This window comes from Streptomyces sp. NPDC001532 (assembly GCF_040298625.1).
GTDB lineage: Bacteria > Actinomycetota > Actinomycetes > Streptomycetales > Streptomycetaceae > Streptomyces.
Genome location: NZ_JBEPAL010000018.1, coordinates 62,569 through 81,248, shown reverse-complemented (window position 1 = coordinate 81,248; position 18,680 = coordinate 62,569). Strand labels below are relative to the sequence as shown.

The window sequence follows — 18,680 nt, the reverse complement described above, 5'->3', positions numbered from 1 at the left end:
GGGCGGTATGTCTGAGACCAAGAGCCCGCTGCCTCGCGAAGTCGCCGACGCCTACGTCGACGAGCTCATCGCCCTCGACCCGGTCACCGGTACCTTCCTCGGCGTCCCGGAGAGTTCGAGCCGGTTGCCCGACACCTCGCCCGCGGGACAGGAGGCGCGGGCGGAGCTGGCGCGCCGGACCCTGGCGCGGCTCGACGAGGCCGAGCGCCTGCCGGGCGCGGACAGCGACAGCGAGCGCCGCTGCGGCCGTCTGCTGCGGGAGCGGCTGACCGCCGAACTCGCCGTGCACGAGGCCGACGAGGGGCTGCGCGCGGTCGGCAACATGGCCACGCCGCCGCACCTGGTGCGCGATGTGTTCGCGGTGACGCCGGCCGACACCGAGGAGGACTGGGCGGCGATCGCGGAGCGGCTGCGGGCGGTGCCGGCCGCGCTGGCGGGCTACCGGGAGTCGCTGGCGCTCGGCCTGGACCGCAAGCTGTACGCGGGTCCGCGGACCACCGGCGTCTTCGTCGGGCAGCTCGACGAGTGGTCGGACTCCGACGGCTCGGGCCGCGGCTGGTTCGAGGACTTCGCCGCCGCCGGGCCCGAGGCGCTGCGCGCCGAGCTGGGCGAGGCGGCGCGGGCGGCGACGGCGGCCGTGGTCGAGCTGCGGGACTGGATGCGCGACGTGTACGCGCCGGCCGTCGAGGGCGCCCCCGACCCGGTGGGCCGCGAGCGCTACGCCCGCTGGTCGCGCTACTACAACGGCACCGACCTCGACCTCGACGAGGCCTACGCCTACGGCTGGTCGGAGTTCCACCGCATCCTCGGCGAGATGCGGCAGGCGGCGGAGAAGATCCTGCCGGGCGCGGCGACGCCGTGGGTGGCGCTCGCCCACCTCGACGAGCACGGCCGGCACATCGAGGGCGTCGAGGAGGTCCGGGACTGGCTCCAGGGCCTGATGGACCAGGCGATGGACGCGCTGGACGGCACCCACTTCGAGCTCGCCGAGCGGGTGCGGAAGGTGGAGGCGCGGATCGCCCCGCCCGGCGGCGCGCCCTCCCCGTACTACACGCCGCCGTCGGAGGACTTCTCCCGTCCGGGCCGCACCTGGCTGCCCACGGCGGGACTCAACCGGTTCCCGGTCTACGACCTGGTCTCCACCTGGTACCACGAGGGCGTGCCCGGCCATCACCTCCAGCTGGCGCAGTGGGTGCACGTCGCCGAGAACCTCTCCCGCTACCAGGCCTCCGTCGGCATGATCAGCGCCAACGCCGAGGGCTGGGCGCTGTACGCGGAGCGGCTGATGGACGAGCTGGGCTTCCTCACCGACGCGGAGGTGCGGCTCGGCTACCTGGACTCGCAGATGATGCGGGCGGCCCGGGTCATCGTCGACATCGGCATGCACCTGGAGCTGGAGATCCCGGCGGACTCCCCGTTCCACCCCGGCGAGCGGTGGACGCCGGAGCTGGCCGAGGAGTTCTTCGGCGCGCACAGCAGCCGTCCCGCGGACTACGTGTCCAGCGAGCTGACCCGGTACCTGACCATCCCGGGCCAGGCGATCGGCTACAAGCTGGGCGAGCGTGCCTGGCTCCTGGGCCGCGCCAAGGCCCGCGAACGCCACGGCGACGCCTTCGACCTCAAGGCCTGGCACATGGCGGCCCTCTCCCAGGGCTCCCTGGGCCTGGACGACCTGGTGGACGAACTGTCACAACTGTGAGCTGACAGCACGGACCAGCAAGGGGCTGGTCGCCGACCCAGGGCCGCACAGACCGACAGCACAGACCGACCGGCGGCCACTCCCCCACCCCCAGGGGCGCGGGGAACTGCGCGACCAGCCCCCACGACCCTCACCCGCCCGACGACCGCACCCACCCTCCACGGAAGGCGCGCTCGCCCGCCCGCCGGAGGCCTCAGCAGCCGCAGTCCTCCGAGTCCACCGGCGCCGTCAGCGGGTCCGCCGCACGCTGCTCGCCGCCCTGCCACGTCTCGAACGCGAAGCCCTCCCGCGCCCAGTACTCGAAGCCGCCCAGCATCTCCTTGACCCGGTAGCCGAGTTCGGCGAGGGCGAGGGCCGCACGGGTCGCGCCGTTGCAGCCGGGGCCCCAGCAGTACGTCACCACCGGCACCGACTTGTCGAGCAGTTGCTCGGCCTGTTCCGCGATGAGCGCGGTCGGCAGGTGCACCGCGCCGGGGATGTGTCCCTGGTCCCAGGCCGCGGTGGAGCGGGAGTCCAGCACGACGAAGCCCGGGTCGCCGTCGGCCGCGAGCGCGGCGGCGACGTCGGAGACATCGGCGTGGAAGACGAGGCTGTGGCGGAAGTAGGCGGCGGCCTCGGCGGGGGCGGCGGGAGCGACGCGCAGAACGGGGTTGGCGGCGGTGGTGGCGGTGGTCATCGCGGGGCCTTTCTCGTGGTGTCCGATGACCAGAAATCTACGGTCGCCGACCCGTCTCCAGAAGGCCCGATCCCCGGCCCGATGCTTGATCGACCGGGGATTCCCCTGCTATTCATCGGGCATGACCGCGTTTTCCCCGGACGCCACCGACTGGCGCATCCTCGACGTCCTCCAGCGGGAGGGCCGCGCCAGTTTCGCCGAGCTGGCGCGGGCCGTCTCCATGTCCCCGAGCGCCGTCACCGAGCGGGTGCGCCGGCTGGAGGAGGCGGGCGTCATCAAGGGGTACGCGGCCGTGGTGGACCCCGAGCGGCTGGGCCTGCCGATCCTCGCCTTCGTACGTCTCAGGTACCCGACCGGCAACTACAAGCCGTTCCACGACCTGGTCGACGCGACGCCGGAGATCCTGGAGGCGCACCACGTCACCGGCGACGACTGCTTCGTGATCAAGGTCGCCGCCCGCTCGATGCGGCACCTGGAGGAGGTGTCCGGGCGGATCGGGACGCTGGGCTCGGTGACGACGAGCGTCGTCTACTCCTCTCCGCTGCCCGGCCGCCCCGTCGCTCAGTGACCGCGCTGGCGCAGCACCGACCCGGATCTGCCCTTGACGACCTCCAGCTGGGCGTGGACGCGCCGCCGCAGATCGGCGACATGGCTGACGATGCCGACGCTGCGGTCGCGTTCGCGCAGTGAGTCGAGCACGTCCAGCACCTCGTCCAGCGTCTGGTCGTCCAGGCTGCCGAAGCCCTCGTCGATGAAGAGGGTGTCCAGGCGTACCCCGCCGGTCTCGTCGGTGACGACGTCCGCGAGGCCGAGGGCGAGCGCGAGGGAGGCGAAGAACGTCTCGCCGCCGGACAGCGTCGCCGTGTCCCGCTCGCGTCCGGTCCAGGCGTCGACGACATGCAGTCCGAGGCCGCTGCGGCCGCGTCCGGCCCGGTCGTCGGAGTGCACCAGGGTGTAGCGGCCGGACGACATCCGCTGGAGCCGTACGGTCGCGGCGGCGGCGACCTGCTCCAGGCGGGCGGCCAGGACGTAGGCCTCCAGGCGCATCCGTCGTTCGTTGTCCGCCGAGGTGCCGGCGGCGAGGGAGGCCAGCCGGGCGACCCGGTCGTACTCCTCGCGCAGCGGCGCCAGCCGTCGTGCGCCGGTGGTGGCGCGGGCGGAGAGCCGGTCGAGTTCCGCGCAGCGGCGGGCGGCGGCGTCCCGCGCGGAGGCGGCCTCGCGCACCCGGCGCTCCGCGGCGGCGGCGGCCCGTTCGGCGGCGGCGGGATCGGCCGGGGGCCGGGCGGCGGCGGCCGTGGTGTCGGCCTCGGCGAGCACCGCGCGGACGGCGGCCTCCTCGGTCTGCCAGTCGTCGAGCCGGCGTTGCAGCTCGCGGTGGGCGGCGTCGTCGAGGAGGGCGGCGGCCGCGTCCTGCGGGGTGTCGAAGCCGGCCCGGAAGGCGGCGTCGGCGAGCCGGGCGTCGGCGTCCTTGAGGCGCTGCGCGGTGTCCTCGGCGGCGCGCGCGGCCTCGGCGGCCTCGGTGAGCCGGGCGGCCCACCGCTCCAGTTGCGCGGCCCGCGCGGCCACGCTGTCCGCCGCGCCCCGCGCCTGCGCCAGCTCCTCCTCCAGGGCGGTGCGTTCGCTGTCCAGCCGCTCCCGGTGGCCCACCCGGGCGGCGGTGCGTACGGCGGCCTGCTGCCGGGCGGCGGTGCGCCGCTCGTGCTCCTGCTCGGCGCGGCGCAGCTCCTCGTGGCCGGCGTGCAGTACGGAGGCGGCCTCGCGCGCCTGGGCGAACCCGCGTTCCGCTTCCTCGACCTCGTCGGCCAGTCGCGCGGTCGGCAGGTCGCCGGCCTCGGCGGTGGCGGCGGCCAGCGACTCCCGTACGGCGCCCAGGCGGCGTTCGTCCTCGGCGCGCTGCTCGTCGGCGCGCTGGTAGGCGGCGAGGGCGTTCCCCTCCGCCTCGCGGTCGACGTGTCCGGCGATCTTGCGCGCGGGGGCGGGATGGTCGGTGGCGCCGCAGACGGCGCAGGGTTCGCCGTCGGCGAGGTTCGCGGCGAGTTCGGCGGCGATGCCGTCGAGGCGCTGTTCCTTGAGGTCGAGCCAGTGCGCGCGGGCCTCGGCGGCCCGTTCCGCGGAGGCGAGGGCCCGCTGCCGGCCGGCGTCCGCGTCCTCGGCGAGCCGGTCGCGGCGGCGGGCGGCGTCGAGGCGCCGCCGGGCGAGGTCGCGGCGCTCGGCGAGCTGGTCGGCCCGCCCGGCGGCCTCCTGCGCGGACTCGATCCGGGACCGCAGGTCCGCGCGGGCCGTCTCCCACCCGGCGAGCCAGCTCTCGGCGTCCTCCAGCAGCTCCTCGTCGGCGCGCTCCTGGCGGTCGAGGTCGGCGCGCTCGGCGACGAGGTCGGCGAGCCGGCGCTCGGCGCGGCGGGCGGACTCCAGACCGCCCAGTTCCTCGGCGGCCCGGCGGGCGTCGGCCGCGAGTCCGGCGGCCCCGGCGTCGGCGTACCGCTCGGGCAGCTGTCCGCGCGCGTGGGCCTCGGCGGCGGCCGCGCGCCGGTGCTCGGCCTCGGCGGCCTCGCGCAGTTCGAGGGCGGGCGCGACCGCCTCGGCCTTGCGGGCGCGCTCCATCCGGGTCTGTGCCTCCCGGTGGGCGCCGGCCCGCTCCTCCAGCCGCAGCGCCCGCTGCCGCGCCTCGGTGAACCGCCGTTGGAGCCGGGCCAGTTCGCGTACGTCGTCCAGGGCGCGGTCGGCGGCGGCCCGCGCGGACTCGGCGGCGGTGAGGCGACAGCCGGCGACGGTCAGCTGTTCGCGGGCGGTGCTGCGGGCGACGGCGGCGGCGCTCAGCACGGCGTCGGCGAGGCCGGGGTCGCCGGGGGCCAGCTCGGGCAGCTCCATGGCGTCGCCGGCGGCCTGCTGCATGCGGTGGGCGTCGGCGAGCAGGGCGGTGTCGCCGTCGCGGACGTCGGTCTCGGTGGCGCGGCGGCGCTCGGCGAGCCGCTTCTCGACCTCGGCGAAGCGCTGGGTGTCGAAGAGCCGGCCGAGCAGCCGGCCGCGGGCCTCGGCGTCGGCGCGCAGGAAGCGCGCGAAGTCGCCCTGCGGCAGCAGCACCACCTGGCAGAACTGTTCCCGGCTCATGCCGAGCAGCTGGGTGATCTCCTCGCCGATCTCCTGGTGGGAGCGGCTGAGGTCCTTCCAGCCGCCGACCGCGGTGTCGTACTCGCGCAGCCAGGTCTGGGCCTTGTCGAGGGTGGTGCCGGTGCCGCGCTTCTTGGGGCGTTCCCAGGGCGGCTGCCGGGTGATCTCCAGGCGGCGTCCGGCGACGGTCAGTTCCAGCGTCACCGAGGTGCGGGTGCCGGGTGCGGCGTGGTCGCTGCGCAGGCCGGTGCCCTGACCGCTCTGCCGGGCGCCGGGCACCGATCCGTACAGCGCGTAGCTCACCGCGTCCAGGACGGAGGTCTTGCCCGCGCCGGTCGGGCCGTGCAGCAGGAACAGTCCGGCCGCGGAGAGCGCGTCGAAGTCGACGCTCTGGGAGCCGCCGAAGGGCCCGAAGGCGGTGATGTCGAGCCGGTGCAGCCTCATCGGGCGACCTCCCGCACGGTCCGGTCCGCGCGGACGGTGTCGAAGGCCTCGCTCAGCACTGCCTTCTCCCGGTCGTCGGGTCCGGCACCACGCACATGGGCGACGAAGTCCTCGGCGATCTGCTGGTCGGTGCGGCCGGCGAGGCGGCGGGCGTAGCTCACCTCCGGGTCGTCCGGGGCTCGCTCGGGGTCGAAGACGAGGCTGAGGGTGTGCGGGAAGCGCTCGGTGAGGCGTGCCATGGGTTCGGCCGGGCGGACCGGGTCGGTGAGGGTGGCCTCGACCCAGGCGTCCTCGTGCCGGGCGAGGTCCGGGTCGGCGAGCAGGTCGTCCAGGGTGCCCCGGAGCCGGGCGAGCGCGCGCGGCACCGGGCAGTCGAGGCGTTCGGCGGTGACCGCGCCGTCGGCGTCGAGGTCGATCAGCCACATGCTCTTGCGGTGCCCGGCCTCCGAGAAGGAGTACGGCAGCGGGGAGCCGGAGTAGCGCACGCGCTCGGTGATGGTCTGGCAGCCGTGCAGATGGCCCAGGGCCGTGTAGTCGACGCCGTCGAAGACGCCGGCCGGGACGGCGGCCACTCCGCCGACGGTGATGTCCCGTTCGCTGTCGCTGGCCTCGCCGCCGGTGACGAAGGCGTGGGCGAGGACGACGGACCGGGTGCCCGGCGGACGGCCGGCGAGGTCGGCGCGGACCCGGTCCATGGCGGCGGCCAGCACGGCCTCGTGTCCGGGCCGGTCGACGGCGAACTCGTCCTTGACGAGGGCGGGTTCGAGGTACGGCAGCCCGTAGAAGGCGACCTCGCCGTGCTCGTCGCGCAGGACGACCGGGGTGCCGCACGCCGCCGGGTCGGTGCGCAGATGGATGCCGGCGCGCCCGATCAGTCCGGCGCCCACGCCGAGGCGGCGGGCCGAGTCGTGGTTGCCGGAGATCATCACGGTGGGCACGCCGAGGTCGGCCAGCCGGTGCAGGGCGTCGTCGAACAGCTCGACCGCGGCGAGCGGCGGCACCGCGCGGTCGTACACGTCCCCCGACACGACCACCGCGTCCACGCCGCGCTCGCGCACGGTGGTGACGAGATGGCCGATGAACCCGGCCTGGGCGCCGAGCATGTTCACCCGGTGGAACGCCCGGCCGAGGTGCCAGTCGGAGGTGTGCAGCAGTCGCATGATCCCCGAGACTAACGGCCGGGTCCGACATCACGGCCGGTTACTCCTGTATCGCCCGTCATGACCGCAGGCATATAGGAACGTTGGGAACTTTTGCCCCTTTTGTCCGTCGGGCAGATCACGCGTCCCCGTACGCCTCCCCGCCCAGTTCGAACCCGGCGGTCCCCGCGGTGGCGTCCGCGAGCCAGGCGCGGAAGGCGGCCACGTCGGCGTCCGGCAGGCCGATCTCGATGGTGACCGCCTCCCCGTAGCGCACGTCGCGCACCTCGCGGCCGGTGGCGCGCAGATCGTTCTGCACTTTGCCCGCGCGCTGGTGGTCGACGGTCACCGTGGCCACCCGGAAGCGCCGCCGGGTGATCGTGCCGAGCGCGTCCAGGGCCTCGCCGACCGCTCCGCCGTAGGCCCGGATCAGCCCGCCCGCGCCGAGCTTGACGCCGCCGTAGTAGCGGGTGACGACGGCGACGACGTACCGCATGTCGCGGCGCAGCAGCATCTGGAGCATGGGAACGCCGGCGGTGCCGCCGGGTTCGCCGTCGTCGCTGGCCTTCTGGACCGAGGCGTCGGCGCCGATCACATAGGCCCAGCAGTTGTGGCTGGCGTCGGCGTGCTCCTTGCGCACGGCGGCGACGAAGTCCTGGGCCTCGCGCTCGGTGGCCGCCGGTGCGAGGGCGCACAGGAAGCGGGAGCGGTTGACCTCGGTCTCGTGCACGCCCGCGCGGGCCACCGTGCGGTACTCGTCCTGCATCGGGCCAGCCTATGCGGCGGCTACTTCTTCTTCCCCCTCGGTACGGTCACCCAGGTCAGCAGCGCGGTGCCCGCGCGCAGGGCCCGCCAGTCCGGGCCGTGCCAGGCGAGGACGGCGAGCGCCGAGGTCGGGAACTTGGCGCGGACCCGCTCCAGGGTGTCGTCCAGGCCGTCCCCGGCGAGCGTCAGGATCAGCTCCTCCAGGCCGGGATTGTGTCCGGTGACGAGCAGGATCCGTACCTCGGGCGGTGTCTCGTGCACCACGGCGAGCAGCTCGGGCGCGTCGGCCGCGTACAGCCGCGGGTCGTGCCGGACGGGCGGCGGGGTGCCCCACTGCCCGGACACCAGCTCCCAGGTCTGCCGGGCGCGCAGGGCGGTGGAGCACAGGGCGAGGTCCGGCAGGCAGTCGGCCACCGCCAGGGCCTGCCCGGCGGCGGGGGCGTCGCGGCGGCCACGCGGGGCGAGCGGCCGCTCGTGGTCGGGGACGCCGGGCGGCCAGGCGGATTTGGCGTGCCGCAGCACGACCAGGCGGTGCAGCGGCCCGACCGCCGCGCGGGTGATCATGTCGGGGCCCCGATGTCGATGGCGAGGTCGAGCCCGAGGAGCCGGTCGGCGTAGACGTACGTCTCGAAGCGGGCGCCGTCCGGCAGCTCCGGCTCGCCCGCGACCCACCGCAGTACGCCCAGCACACCGGGTACGTCCAGGTCGTCCTCCCAGGCGGCGCGGAGCCGTCCGCGCACCTCCTCGGGGACCGGCCGGGAGGGCTGCCGCGCCCATCCGGCGACGGCCCGCCGCCAGCCGGCCAGCGTCTCGCCCGCCGCGGCCAGGGCGTCCGCGTCCAGCACGGCCGGCTCGTGTCTGCGCCGGGACAGCAGGGCCAGCCGTACCGCGGCCGGGTCGGCGTCGGGCGCCACGGTGTCCGGCTCGACCGCGGCCACGTCCACCCGCACCCCGTCCGGCGCGGCGCCGTCCGCCGCGGCCACATGGAGCACCCGCCGCTCCCCGAGCCCCGGCCCCGCCTCCCGGCGGTCCTCGAACGGCCGGACGCCGAGCGCGGCGGAGGCCGCCCGCAGCTCGTCGCGCTGCCGTTCGGCGGACAGCAGGCCCCAGACCGGCGTCCCGGCGAGCTCCAGGGCCCGGACCAGGACATCGGCGACCAGCAGCACACGCAGGGCGGTGGTGTCGAGGCCCGGCGCGTGCGCCTCGACACGGGTGAGACCGCGGCGGGCGGGGGCCGCCTCGACGGGGTCTCCGGTTCGGGCGTCGATGATGCGCAGCACGTCTGCGAGCCTAGGCCCGGCCCCGGTCTCGCGCAGGTGTGCGGGGCGGGAATCTTCACCCGCCGTCGGCCGTTGTGCTGCTCACGGGCGGGAAGAGGGACTTTCCCGCCCTGACGCAGACGGCGAATACGGCGAGAACAAGGCCATCGAGGCCCGGGAGGCCCCACGGTGTACGGCGACGCAGCGACGATCCGCAAGATCCTCACCGAGAGCGGCGACACCTGGGCCGTGGTGGGCCTGTCGTCGAACGAGCGGCGCGCGGCCTACGGCGTCGCCCGGGTCCTCCAGCGCTTCGGCAAGCGGATCGTGCCGGTCCACCCCAAGGCGGAGACCGTCCACGGCGAGCAGGGGTACGCCTCGCTCGCCGACATCCCCTTCCCCGTGGACGTGGTCGACGTCTTCGTCAACAGCGACCTCGCCGGGGCCGTCGCCGACGAGGCGGTCGCGAAGGGCGCTAAGGCGGTCTGGTTCCAGCTGGACGTCGTCGACGAGGAGGCCTACGCCCGCACCCGCGCCGCCGGCCTCGACATGGTCATGGACCGGTGCCCGGCGATCGAGATCCCGCAGCTCGGCTAGGCCTCGGCCAGGCAGGCCGGGGAGGGCCGCCATAATGCTCGGATGTCCTCCGCCTCCCCCCACTCCAACTCCCCTGCCCCGCAGGGCTTTCCGGTCGTCATCGTCGGCGCCGGGCCCGCCGGGCTCACCCTCGCCAACATCCTGCGGGCCGCGTCCGTCGACTGCGTGGTGCTGGAGGTGGAGAGCAGGGAGTTCATCGAACGGCGGCCCCGCGCCGGGGTCCTGGAGGAATGGGCGGTGCGCGGCCTGGAGCGGCACGGCCTGGCCGGGAACCTGCTGGCGCGGGCGCAGCGGCACACGCAGTGCGAGTTCCGCTTCGGCGGGGAGCGCCACCGGCTGTCGTACACCGAACTGACGGGTCATCATCACTTCGTCTATCCGCAGCCGTTGCTGGTGACCGACCTCGTGCGCGAGTACGCCGACGTGCGCGGCGGCGACATCCGGTTCGGAGTGCGCGACGTCCGGCTGCACGACCTGGACACCGACCGCCCCTCGGTGTCCTACCGCTGCCCGGAGTCCGGCCGCCGGCAGCTGATCCGCTGCGCGTTCGTGGCGGGCTGCGACGGCGCGCGCGGGGTGACCCGCGCCGCGCTGCCGCGGGCCCGGACCGCCCGGCACGACTACGGCGTCGGCTGGCTGGCGCTGCTCGCCGAGGCGCCGCCGTCCTCCGACTGCGTGGTGTTCGGCGTCCACCCCGACGGCTTCGCCGGGCACATGGCCCGCAGCCCCGAGGTCACCCGCTACTACCTCCAGTGCCCGCCCGGCGACGACCCGGCGAACTGGCCGCACGAGCGGGTCTGGTCCGAGCTGCGGCGCAGGCTGCACGCGGCGGACGCGGCGCCGCTGGCCGAGGGCCGGCTGATCGAGAAGCGGGTGCTGGACCTGCACAACCACGTCGTGGAGCCGATGGCGTACGGGCGGCTCTTCCTGGCCGGTGACGCGGCGCATCTGACCGCGCCGATCGCCGCGAAGGGCATGAACCTCGCCCTGCACGACGCCTTCCTGCTCGGCGACGCGCTGGTGGCGTACCTGGGCCGGGGCGACGGCGACGGGCTGGCCGGCTACTCGGCGGCCTGCCTGGGGCGGGTGTGGGACTACCAGGAGTTCTCGCAGTGGCTGTCCGAGGTGTACCACGGGGCCGCCTCGGGCGATCCGTACCGCGCGGGCACCACGCTCGCCCGGCTGCGCCGGCTGTTCTCATCGCCCGGCGCGGCGACCGCGTTCGCCGAGCAGTACCTCGGCAAGACCGCGCTCTCCGCCTGGTAGCGGCCCGCGGCCGAGGCGCTGCTGCGCAGCATGCGCAGTTAATAGGTGCATGCGTGCGCTCATACGCACATAATGGCCGAGGGAGCGCATCCGCCTCCGCCGCGCGCACCGCCGAGGAGAGCCCCGTGAACGACCGCCACGACCAGGCCCCCGGACACGACCACCCGCACCGACAGGCGCACGCACACCCGCACGACCACGGCGACGCACTCCGCCGCGGCGAGGCACCGGGCCACGGCGACGGACCGAGCCACGGCCATGACCGCGATCACCGCCATGGTCATGGTCACGGTCACGGGCACGGCCACAATCACGGTCACGGCCACGCGCACGGCCGCCGCCCCGGTCTCCGGCACCGCCTCGGCCACCTCCTCACCCCGCACTCCCACGACACCGCCGACAAGGTCGACCCCGCGCTGGAGTCGTCCGCTCGAGGTCTGCGCGCCCTGTGGGTCTCGTTGGCGGTGCTGGGGGCGACGGCACTGGCGCAGGCGGTGGTCGTGGCGGTCTCGGGGTCGGTCGCGCTGCTCGGCGACACGGTGCACAACACCGCGGACGCGCTCACCGCCGTACCGCTCGGCATCGCGTTCCTGCTCGGCCGTCGCGCGGCCACCCGGCGCTTCACCTACGGCTACGGCCGTGCCGAGGACCTCGCGGGCATCGCGATCGTGCTGACCATCGCCGCGTCCGCGGCCTTCGCCGGCTGGGCGGCGGTCGACCGGCTGCTGGATCCGCGGCCGGTGGCACATGTCCCGGCGGTGGCCGTGGCCGCGCTGGTCGGCTTCGCGGGCAACGAGTGGGTGGCCCGGTACCGGATCCGGGTGGGCCGTGAGATCGGCTCGGCCGCGCTGGTCGCCGACGGTCTGCACGCCCGGACCGACGGGTTCACCTCACTGGCGGTGCTGCTGGGCGCCGGCGGGTCGGCGCTGGGCTGGCAGGCGGCCGACCCGGTCGTCGGGCTGGCGATCACCGCGGCGATCGTGCTGGTGCTGCGGGACGCGGCGCGCGAGGTGTTCCGCCGGGTGATGGACGCCGTCGACCCGGCGCTGGTCGACCGGGCCGAGCGGGCGCTGCGCGAGGTGCCGGGGGTGCGCGGGGTGGGTGAGCTGAGGCTGCGCTGGATCGGGCACCGGCTGCGGGCCGAGGTGGCGGTGGTGGTGGACGGCGAGGTGACGGTGCGCCGTGCGCACGCGATCGCGGTCGACGCGGAGCACGCGCTGCTGCACGCGGTCCCGCGCCTCACCGCCGCCCTGGTGCACGCCGATCCGGCGCCCGTACCGGGTGAGACCGACCCGCACCTCGCACTGGCCCACCACACCGCGACCTGACCCCGGAGAGGGACGGAAGGGCTCAGCCCGGCAGGCCCAGCCCTTCGAGCACCACCGCGCCCGGCAGTTCCGCGAACGCCTTGCCGGGCACCAGGAGCTTGCCGCGTCGCCGGCCGCTGCCGACCAGGACGTAGGGCAGGTCGACGACGGCCGCGTCCACCAGCACCGGCCAGCTGCCGGGCAGGCCGATCGGCGTGATGCCGCCGTACTCCATGCCGGTCTCCCCGGTCGCGGTGTCCATCGGCGCGAACGAGGCCTTGCGGGCGCCGAGATGGCGGCGCACGACACCGTTGACGTCGACGCGGGTGGTGGACAGCACCACGCACGCGGCGAGCGTGCTCTCGCCGCCGCGCTTGCCGGCCACGACCACGCAGTTCGCCGACCGCTCCAGCAGGTCCTGGCCGTAGTGCTGCACGAAGACGGAGGTGTCCGCCCACAGCGGGTCGGTGTCGACGTACAGGATCTGCTCGGCGGGGACCGCGCCGCGCCATGCGCGGACGGCGTCGGCGACCGGGCGGGTCAGCTCGTCGAGGCGGTCGGGGGCGGGGGTGGCCTGGTCGAAGTCTCCGATGGGTGCACGCATGGCCGCACGGTAACAGCCGTGCCACGGCGGCCGTTCGGACGTCTCAGCCGACGGGAGGGACCGAGACGGCGAGCACCAGTTCCGTCGGGACGTCGCCGTCGTTGCCGTAGGTGTGCGGCGCGCCGGCCGCGAAGGAGGCACTGGCTCCGGCCGGCACGCGGTACTCGGTGCCGTCGACGGTGAGGGTCAGTTCGCCGGCCGTGACGTGGATGAGTTCGACGGTGCCCGCGGGGTGCGGGTCGGAAGAGCTGGACTCGCCCGGCATCAGCCGCCAGTCCCACAGTTCCAGCGGGCCGGGGGCCTCGGTGCCGGCCAGGAGGCGGCTGTAGCTGCCCTTGTCGGTGTGCCACAGCCGGACGGCCTGGTCGGCGGGGACGATGCGGACCTTGGGGCCCTGTTCGTAGTCGAGCAGGGTGGTGATGCTGATGCCGAGCGCGTCGCCGATCTTCACGACGGTGCCGAGGCTGGGGTTGGTGCGGGCCTGCTCGATCTGGATCAGCATGCCGCGGCTGACGCCGGCCCGGGCGGCGAGCGTGTCCAGGGTGAAGCCCCGCTCCGCGCGCCAGCGTTTGACGTTGCGGGCCAGGGACTGGGTCAGCAGGTCGAGGTCCGACACGTTCCGTCCAAAGTCTCGTCCAATATCTTGGATGGCATAGTTCACTTCACTGCACTACGGTGGGGTGCACTCGATCGTCCACCGAACTGTACTGCGAGGCGTCCCGTGACAGCACTCTTCGCCCTGGCCACCAGCCTGCTGTGGGGCCTGGCCGACTTCGGCGGCGGGCTGCTGACCCGGCGCACCCCCGCGCTCACCGTGGTCGTGCTCTCGCAGACGATCGCGGTCGTGGTGCTCGGCGCGATCGTGGTGGCGACCGGCGGCTGGAGCGAGGCCGGCCCGCAGCTGTGGTTCGCGGTGGGCGCCGGACTGGTGGGCCCGGTGGCCATGCTCGCCTTCTACAAGGCGCTCGCCCTCGGCCCGATGGGCGTCGTCTCACCGCTGGGTTCGCTGGGCGTCGCGGTGCCGGTGGGCGTGGGGCTCGTCCTGGGCGAACGGCCCGGGCTGCTCCAGTTCGCTGGGATCGTGGTGGCGGTGGCGGGCGTGGTGCTCGCGGGCGGGCCGCAGGCGAAGGGTGCCGCGGTGCAGCGGCAGGCGGTCCTGCTCACCCTGCTCGCGGCGTTCGGCTTCGGCGCGGTGATGGCCCTGATCGCCGAGGCCTCGACCACGCTCACCGGTCTGTTCCTCGCCCTGTTCGTGCAGCGCGTCACCAACGTCGTCGCGGGCGGCACGGCGTTGTACGTCTCCGTGCGGCGCGGCTCCCCCGCGCTGCCCGAGGGCGGCCTGACCTGGCGTGCGCTGCCCGCGCTCGCCTTCGTGGGGCTCGCCGACGTGGCCGCCAACGGCACCTACTCGATCGCCGCCCAGCACGGCCCGGTCACCGTGGCCGCCGTGCTCGCCTCGCTCTACCCGGTGGTGACCGCCCTGGCCGCGCGCGGCCTCCTCGGGGAACGGCTGCGCGGGATCCAGGCGGCGGGCGCCGGCCTGGCCCTAGCGGGCACGCTGCTGCTGGCCACCGGCTGACTCAGGACTCCCGGACCCCGTCCAGCTCCGCGACCCCGCTGAACTCCGCGGCCCCGTCGAGCTCCGCGGCCCCGTCGAGCTCCGCGGCCCCGTCCAGCTCGGCGGCCCCGTCCAGCTCGGCGGCTCCGTCCAGCTCCGCGAGCCGGGCCACCGCCTCCTCGTCCAGCCCCGACAGCTTCAGCAGCTGATCCGAGGTCACACCCTCCGGTATCGGCACCGGCGCCGGGGTGCGCAGCGGCGGCTGCCAGCCCTCGGCGGGCGTCCAGCGCCGTACGACCTTGGCGGGCGCCCCCGCCGCCACGGCGTGGTCGGGCACCGTGCCGCGCACCACCGCACCGGCCGCGACCACCACGTTCCGCCCGATCCGCGCCCCCGGCAGGATCACCGCGCCGGTGCCGATCCAGCAGCCGGGGCCGATCTCCACCGGCTCCATGCGGGGCCACTGCTTGCCGATGGGCTCGTGCGGGTCGTCGTAGGAGTGGTTGGTGGAGGTGACGTAGACGTACGGGCCGAAGTAGCAGTCGCTGCCGATGGTGACCGTGGTGTCCGCGATGACGTGGCTGCCGCGGCCCAGGACCACACCGTCGCCGATGCGCAGGATCGGCTCGGGGCCGAGGTCGAGGTCGGGCATCAGACCGGCGGTCAGGGTGACCTGTTCGCCGACGATGCAGTGGGCGCCGAGGTGGATCCAGGGTTCGCCGAACACCGTGCCGAGCGGGAAGGCGAGCCGGGTGCCGGTGCCCAGCGCGCCGAAGCGGAACCGTCCGGGGTGGTCGGCGGTGACCGAACCCGTGCGCTGCACCCAGGCCCAGCCCGCGTGCACCGCGCGCTGCGCCAGGCTGCGACGCCATGATGAGAACGTGTTCTTGGGCTTCGGCACCCGCTCACCGTACTCAGGGCCGGTGGCGGGGACGGTGCCGGAGGCCTGTGATCTTCGCCCCACCGGGTGGCGTACGGTGCGGGGGTAATCGAGGACGAGGAGGCTTTCGATGGCTCACCAGGCGCTGATCACGGGTATCGGCGGCAGACGACCGGCGGTGGACGCGGAGGCGTTCGTGGCGCCGACGGCCGCGGTGATCGGGGACGTGACGCTGGGGGCGGGCGCGAGCGTCTGGTACGGGGCGGTGCTGCGGGGTGACGTCGAGCGGATCTCGGTGGGCGCGAGCAGCAACGTGCAGGACAACTGCACGCTGCACGCCGACCCCGGGTTCGCCGTCAGCGTCGGCGAGCGGGTCTCCATCGGGCACAACGCCGTGGTGCACGGTGCGACCGTCGAGGACGACTGCCTGATCGGCATGGGCGCGACCGTCCTCAACGGAGCGGTGATCGGCGCGGGCTCCCTGGTCGCCGCGCAGGCGCTGGTGCCGCAGGGCATGCGGGTGCCCCCGGGCTCGCTGGTCGCGGGGGTGCCGGCGAAGGTCCGCCGGGAGCTGACCGCCGAGGAGCGCGAGGGCATCACGCTCAACGGCACGATGTACGCGGAGCTGGCGAAGGCGCACCGCGAGGTGCACGACTGAGGGCCGTGCGACCGGCCCTCGGGCTCAGTCGGTGGTGGCCGGGACCGGCTCGGGCTCGGCCACCGGCTGCTGCGCCGTCGCCTTGGCCGCCTTGCGCTTGATGATCAGCATGGAGGCCAGACCGACGCAGACGGCCAGGACCAGGCCGACCCACGAGAACCGCTTGAGCCAGGCCTCGGCGACCACGCCGACATAGTAGATGACCGCGGTGGTGCCGCCGGCCCAGACGATGCCGCCGAGGACGTTGGCGATCAGGAACTTCCAGTACGGCATGCGCAGCACGCCCGCGAGGGGGCCGGCGAAGATGCGCAGCAGGGCGATGAAGCGGCCGAAGAAGACGGCCCACATGCCCCACTTCTCGAAGGAGCGCTCGGCGGTGGCGATGTGCCCCTCGCTGAAGTGCCTCGGGAACTTGTTGCCGAGCCAGGCGAGCAGCGGGCGTCCGCCCTTGCGGCCGATGGCGTAGCCGATCGAGTCGCCGATGATCGCGCCGGCGGTGGCGCAGGCGCCGAGGATCACCGGGTCGATGTCGCCGTGCTGCGAGGCGAGCAGGGCGGAGGAGACGAGGATGATCTCGCCCGGCAGCGGAATGCCCAGGCTCTCCAGACCGATGACCACGCCCACCAGCGCGTAGATGCTGACCGCGGGTACGGTCTCGAGCCACTCCTGGACGTGCACCGCCGCTCCTCCCGATGTAACCGACGTAGACGGCAGGCGCCCGGGCCGGGCGCGTGCCGGTGCAGCCTACCGGGTCACCGTGACACCGGGCAGCGGACGCCGTCCCGGCGGACGGTCCGGCGCCGAGGCTCGTTCGTCGAGCGGGCGGAAGCGGTCCGGGCGGCGATCCCGGCGCCCGCCCGGGAGCGGGCGGTGACGGCGTGCCGCATACGACGGTGACGGCATCACTCATCGGACGGTGACGGCGTGCCGCATACGACGGTGACGGCATCACTCATCGGACGGTGACGGCGTGCCGCGTCCGGCGGTGACGTCGCCGCGTCCGGAGCGGGCCCGCCCTCTCCACAGCGCGTTCCCACCCCGCTCCGAGCGGGTTCCCATCCCGGTTCCCCAGCATGGGCCGCATGAGCGCCCCCCACTCCCCCGTACGCAAGGCGGTCGTGCCGGCCGCCGGTCTCGGCACCCGTTTCCTGCCCGCGACGAAGGCGACCCCGAAGGAGATGCTCCCGGTCGTCGACAAACCCGCCATCCAGTACGTCGTGGAGGAGGCCGCGGCGGCCGGCCTCGACGACATACTGATGGTCACGGGGCGGCACAAGCGGGCCATCGAGGACCACTTCGACCACGCCGTCGAACTGGAGCGGGCGCTCGCCGCCAAGGGCGACACCGTACGGCTGGACGCGGTGCGCGATCCCGCGCGGCTGGCGAACATCCACCACATCCGGCAGGGCGAGCCGCTGGGCCTCGGCCACGCGGTGCTGTGCGCCCGCCGGCACGTCGGCGACCAGCCGTTCGCCGTGCTGCTCGGCGACGATCTGATCGACCCGCGCGAGTCCCTGCTCGCGGAGATGCTCCGGGTGCGCGACCGGTACGCCGGGAGCGTGGTCGCGCTGATGGAGGTGCCCGAGGAGCAGATCCACCGCTACGGCTGCGCGGCCGTGGCGCCGACCGGGCAGGACGGCGTGGTGCGGGTCACCGGCCTGGTGGAGAAGCCGGACCGGCGGGACGCGCCGAGCCGTTACGCGGTCATCGGCCGCTATGTCCTCGACCCCGCGGTCTTCCCGGTGCTGGAGCGCGTCCGGCCCGGCCGGGGCGGCGAGATCCAGCTGACCGACGCGCTCCAGGAGCTGGCCGCGGGCGGCACGGTGCACGGGGTGGTCTTCACCGGGGCCCGCTACGACACCGGCGACCGAGCGGAGTATCTGCGCACGGTGGTGCGGCTGGCCAGCGAGCGACCCGATCTCGGCCCGGAGTTCGTCGCCTGGCTGCGGGAGTTCGTCGCCGGGCTCGACGGTGCGGCGGAGCCGGTCCGCGTTGCCGGCCGCCGCGTGCGGGCCGGCCGCCGCCTGAGCGCACCGGCGTACGCCGAGGGCCCCGGCAGGACGGCCGGGGCCTGAAGGCCGTACCGCTCAGCCGTTGGGGCGCAGGGTCCAGACGACGGTCATCTCGCTGGTGACGGCGCCGTCCTCGCGCTGGATCGCCACGCTCACCGGGAACTCCGGGCGCTTGCCCTCGTCGAGCTCGGCGACGACGTCGGCGATGGGCCGGCCGAGGGTCGCGGTGGCGGTCACCGGGCCCAGGGCGATCTTCTTGAAGGCGATGTCGGCGTGGACGGGCAGCGGCACGGCACGCGAGAGCTGATCCCCGAAGGCGGCCAGGACGATCGCGCCGCTGGCCGACTCACCGAGGGTGAACATGGCCCCGGCGTGCGGACCGCCGACGTGGTTGCGGTACTCGCTCTGGTCCGGGAGGGCCAGCACGGCCTTCTCCGGAGTGGTCTCCAGGTACTCCAGGTTCAGGGTCCGAACCATCGGCACCGTGGCGGCGAGCAACTCGCCGATCGACATCTGGTCTGCGCTCATGACTTGATGTTACCCACGAGTAGCCTCGACTGGCCAGAGAAGGGCGGTGACGGGCCGGTCCCGAAGTCCGGCCGGTCCCGAAGTCCGGCCGGTCCCGAAGTCCCCGGAACGCGCACGGATTCGCTACGGCCCTGACGAAGGCCGGTGACCGAATCGTGTCGTGGACACCACTAGTGTTAC

19 protein-coding genes are annotated in these 18,680 nt (G+C 74.5%); 8 read left to right on the top strand and 11 right to left on the bottom strand.

The genetic code is table 11. The annotated features are described in order from the left end of the window. Nucleotides 1–7 precede the first annotated feature (7 nt). The gene (locus ABT232_RS18530) at nt 8–1,699 is read left to right on the top strand and encodes a DUF885 domain-containing protein (RefSeq protein ID WP_351841082.1); all 1,692 of its coding nucleotides are present in this window, start codon (nt 8–10) and stop codon (nt 1,697–1,699) included. 193 nt (nt 1,700–1,892) lie between these two features. Here the strand turns inward: ABT232_RS18530 and ABT232_RS18525 are convergent, their stop codons facing one another. Next, on the bottom strand, nt 1,893–2,375 hold the full coding sequence (locus ABT232_RS18525; RefSeq protein WP_351841080.1) for a rhodanese-like domain-containing protein: 483 nt from the start codon (nt 2,373–2,375) through the stop codon (nt 1,893–1,895). A gap of 121 nt (nt 2,376–2,496) precedes the next feature. Here ABT232_RS18525 and ABT232_RS18520 point away from each other — a divergent pair, with 121 nt between their 5' ends. After that, the gene (locus ABT232_RS18520) at nt 2,497–2,943 is read left to right on the top strand and encodes an Lrp/AsnC family transcriptional regulator (protein ID WP_351841078.1); all 447 of its coding nucleotides are present in this window, start codon (nt 2,497–2,499) and stop codon (nt 2,941–2,943) included. On the opposite strand, the gene ABT232_RS18515 is transcribed toward ABT232_RS18520, so the two are convergent. The 5 genes from ABT232_RS18515 to ABT232_RS18495 all read right to left on the bottom strand — a co-directional run bounded on the left by ABT232_RS18515 (nt 2,937) and on the right by ABT232_RS18495 (nt 9,111). Continuing rightward, nucleotides 2,937–5,927 (bottom strand): AAA family ATPase, encoded by a 2,991-nt coding sequence (locus tag ABT232_RS18515; RefSeq protein ID WP_351841076.1) that lies wholly within the window; start codon nt 5,925–5,927, stop codon nt 2,937–2,939. The two genes, ABT232_RS18520 and ABT232_RS18515, sit on opposite strands and share 7 nt — an antisense overlap. Continuing rightward, on the bottom strand, nt 5,924–7,087 hold the full coding sequence (locus ABT232_RS18510) for an exonuclease SbcCD subunit D (protein ID WP_351841074.1): 1,164 nt from the start codon (nt 7,085–7,087) through the stop codon (nt 5,924–5,926). Before ABT232_RS18510 ends, ABT232_RS18515 begins: the two co-directional genes overlap by 4 nt. Before the next feature lie 118 nt (nt 7,088–7,205). Beyond that, the gene (locus ABT232_RS18505; RefSeq protein WP_351841072.1) at nt 7,206–7,832 is read right to left on the bottom strand and encodes a YigZ family protein; all 627 of its coding nucleotides are present in this window, start codon (nt 7,830–7,832) and stop codon (nt 7,206–7,208) included. A gap of 20 nt (nt 7,833–7,852) precedes the next feature. Next, nucleotides 7,853–8,395, bottom strand: coding sequence for a SixA phosphatase family protein (locus ABT232_RS18500; RefSeq protein ID WP_351841070.1), 543 nt, complete (start codon nt 8,393–8,395; stop codon nt 7,853–7,855). Next, complete coding sequence (locus ABT232_RS18495) at nt 8,392–9,111, bottom strand: hypothetical protein (protein WP_351841068.1); 720 nt, start codon at nt 9,109–9,111, stop codon at nt 8,392–8,394. The genes ABT232_RS18500 and ABT232_RS18495 overlap by 4 nt, the downstream gene beginning before the upstream one ends. Nucleotides 9,112–9,279: 168 nt before the next feature. Between ABT232_RS18495 and ABT232_RS18490 the strand changes: the two genes are divergently transcribed. The 3 genes from ABT232_RS18490 (at nt 9,280) to ABT232_RS18480 (ending at nt 12,281) form a co-directional block, all read left to right on the top strand. After that, nucleotides 9,280–9,687 (top strand): CoA-binding protein, encoded by a 408-nt coding sequence (locus tag ABT232_RS18490; RefSeq protein ID WP_351841066.1) that lies wholly within the window; start codon nt 9,280–9,282, stop codon nt 9,685–9,687. A gap of 42 nt (nt 9,688–9,729) precedes the next feature. Next, nucleotides 9,730–10,953, top strand: a complete 1,224-nt coding sequence (locus tag ABT232_RS18485) for a 4-hydroxybenzoate 3-monooxygenase (RefSeq protein WP_351841064.1) — start codon at nt 9,730–9,732, stop codon at nt 10,951–10,953. A gap of 125 nt (nt 10,954–11,078) precedes the next feature. Beyond that, on the top strand, nt 11,079–12,281 hold the full coding sequence (locus tag ABT232_RS18480; protein WP_351841062.1) for a cation diffusion facilitator family transporter: 1,203 nt from the start codon (nt 11,079–11,081) through the stop codon (nt 12,279–12,281). Nucleotides 12,282–12,303: 22 nt separating this feature from the next. Here the strand turns inward: ABT232_RS18480 and ABT232_RS18475 are convergent, their stop codons facing one another. Together ABT232_RS18475 and ABT232_RS18470 are read right to left on the bottom strand one after the other, a co-directional pair. Then, nucleotides 12,304–12,864, bottom strand: a complete 561-nt coding sequence (locus ABT232_RS18475) for a YbaK/EbsC family protein (RefSeq protein ID WP_351841060.1) — start codon at nt 12,862–12,864, stop codon at nt 12,304–12,306. Nucleotides 12,865–12,907: 43 nt separating this feature from the next. Next, nucleotides 12,908–13,480: a helix-turn-helix domain-containing protein gene (locus ABT232_RS18470; RefSeq protein WP_351841058.1), complete on the bottom strand. Its 573-nt coding sequence runs from the start codon at nt 13,478–13,480 to the stop codon at nt 12,908–12,910. Nucleotides 13,481–13,585: 105 nt separating this feature from the next. On the opposite strand from ABT232_RS18470, the gene ABT232_RS18465 reads away from it, so the two are divergent. Continuing rightward, on the top strand, nt 13,586–14,443 hold the full coding sequence (locus ABT232_RS18465) for an EamA family transporter (protein WP_351841056.1): 858 nt from the start codon (nt 13,586–13,588) through the stop codon (nt 14,441–14,443). Nucleotide 14,444: 1 nt separating this feature from the next. On the opposite strand, the gene ABT232_RS18460 is transcribed toward ABT232_RS18465, so the two are convergent. Further along, a complete protein-coding gene (locus ABT232_RS18460; RefSeq protein WP_351841054.1) occupies nt 14,445–15,323 on the bottom strand; it encodes an acyltransferase in 879 nt (292 codons plus the stop codon). Nucleotides 15,324–15,432: 109 nt separating this feature from the next. Here ABT232_RS18460 and ABT232_RS18455 point away from each other — a divergent pair, with 109 nt between their 5' ends. Continuing rightward, nucleotides 15,433–15,960 carry a gamma carbonic anhydrase family protein gene (locus ABT232_RS18455; protein ID WP_351841052.1) on the top strand — a complete coding sequence of 176 codons (528 nt, stop codon included), beginning with the start codon at nt 15,433–15,435 and terminating at the stop codon, nt 15,958–15,960. A gap of 24 nt (nt 15,961–15,984) precedes the next feature. On the opposite strand, the gene ABT232_RS18450 is transcribed toward ABT232_RS18455, so the two are convergent. Beyond that, nucleotides 15,985–16,638 carry a DedA family protein gene (locus ABT232_RS18450; protein WP_351841050.1) on the bottom strand — a complete coding sequence of 218 codons (654 nt, stop codon included), beginning with the start codon at nt 16,636–16,638 and terminating at the stop codon, nt 15,985–15,987. A gap of 395 nt (nt 16,639–17,033) precedes the next feature. On the opposite strand from ABT232_RS18450, the gene galU reads away from it, so the two are divergent. Continuing rightward, nucleotides 17,034–18,035, top strand: coding sequence for a UTP--glucose-1-phosphate uridylyltransferase GalU (gene galU, locus ABT232_RS18445; protein WP_351841048.1), 1,002 nt, complete (start codon nt 17,034–17,036; stop codon nt 18,033–18,035). Nucleotides 18,036–18,047: 12 nt separating this feature from the next. Here the strand turns inward: galU and ABT232_RS18440 are convergent, their stop codons facing one another. Then, nucleotides 18,048–18,485 (bottom strand): DUF4442 domain-containing protein, encoded by a 438-nt coding sequence (locus tag ABT232_RS18440; RefSeq protein WP_351841195.1) that lies wholly within the window; start codon nt 18,483–18,485, stop codon nt 18,048–18,050. Nucleotides 18,486–18,680: the final 195 nt, after the last annotated feature.

Bases quoted from the DNA above. Each gene is read 5' to 3' on its own strand.
- ABT232_RS18530 (WP_351841082.1), top strand. From the start codon at position 8: ATGTCTGAGACCAAGAGCCCGCTGCCTCGCGAAGTCGCCGACGCCTAC.
- ABT232_RS18525 (WP_351841080.1), bottom strand. From the start codon at position 2,375: ATGACCACCGCCACCACCGCCGCCAACCCCGTTCTGCGCGTCGCTCCC.
- ABT232_RS18520 (WP_351841078.1), top strand. From the start codon at position 2,497: ATGACCGCGTTTTCCCCGGACGCCACCGACTGGCGCATCCTCGACGTC.
- ABT232_RS18515 (WP_351841076.1), bottom strand. From the start codon at position 5,927: ATGAGGCTGCACCGGCTCGACATCACCGCCTTCGGGCCCTTCGGCGGC.
- ABT232_RS18510 (WP_351841074.1), bottom strand. From the start codon at position 7,087: ATGCGACTGCTGCACACCTCCGACTGGCACCTCGGCCGGGCGTTCCAC.
- ABT232_RS18505 (WP_351841072.1), bottom strand. From the start codon at position 7,832: ATGCAGGACGAGTACCGCACGGTGGCCCGCGCGGGCGTGCACGAGACC.
- ABT232_RS18500 (WP_351841070.1), bottom strand. From the start codon at position 8,395: ATGATCACCCGCGCGGCGGTCGGGCCGCTGCACCGCCTGGTCGTGCTG.
- ABT232_RS18485 (WP_351841064.1), top strand. From the start codon at position 9,730: ATGTCCTCCGCCTCCCCCCACTCCAACTCCCCTGCCCCGCAGGGCTTT.
- ABT232_RS18475 (WP_351841060.1), bottom strand. From the start codon at position 12,864: ATGCGTGCACCCATCGGAGACTTCGACCAGGCCACCCCCGCCCCCGAC.
- ABT232_RS18455 (WP_351841052.1), top strand. From the start codon at position 15,433: ATGGCTCACCAGGCGCTGATCACGGGTATCGGCGGCAGACGACCGGCG.
- galU (WP_351841048.1), top strand. From the start codon at position 17,034: ATGGGCCGCATGAGCGCCCCCCACTCCCCCGTACGCAAGGCGGTCGTG.
- ABT232_RS18440 (WP_351841195.1), bottom strand. From the start codon at position 18,485: ATGTCGATCGGCGAGTTGCTCGCCGCCACGGTGCCGATGGTTCGGACC.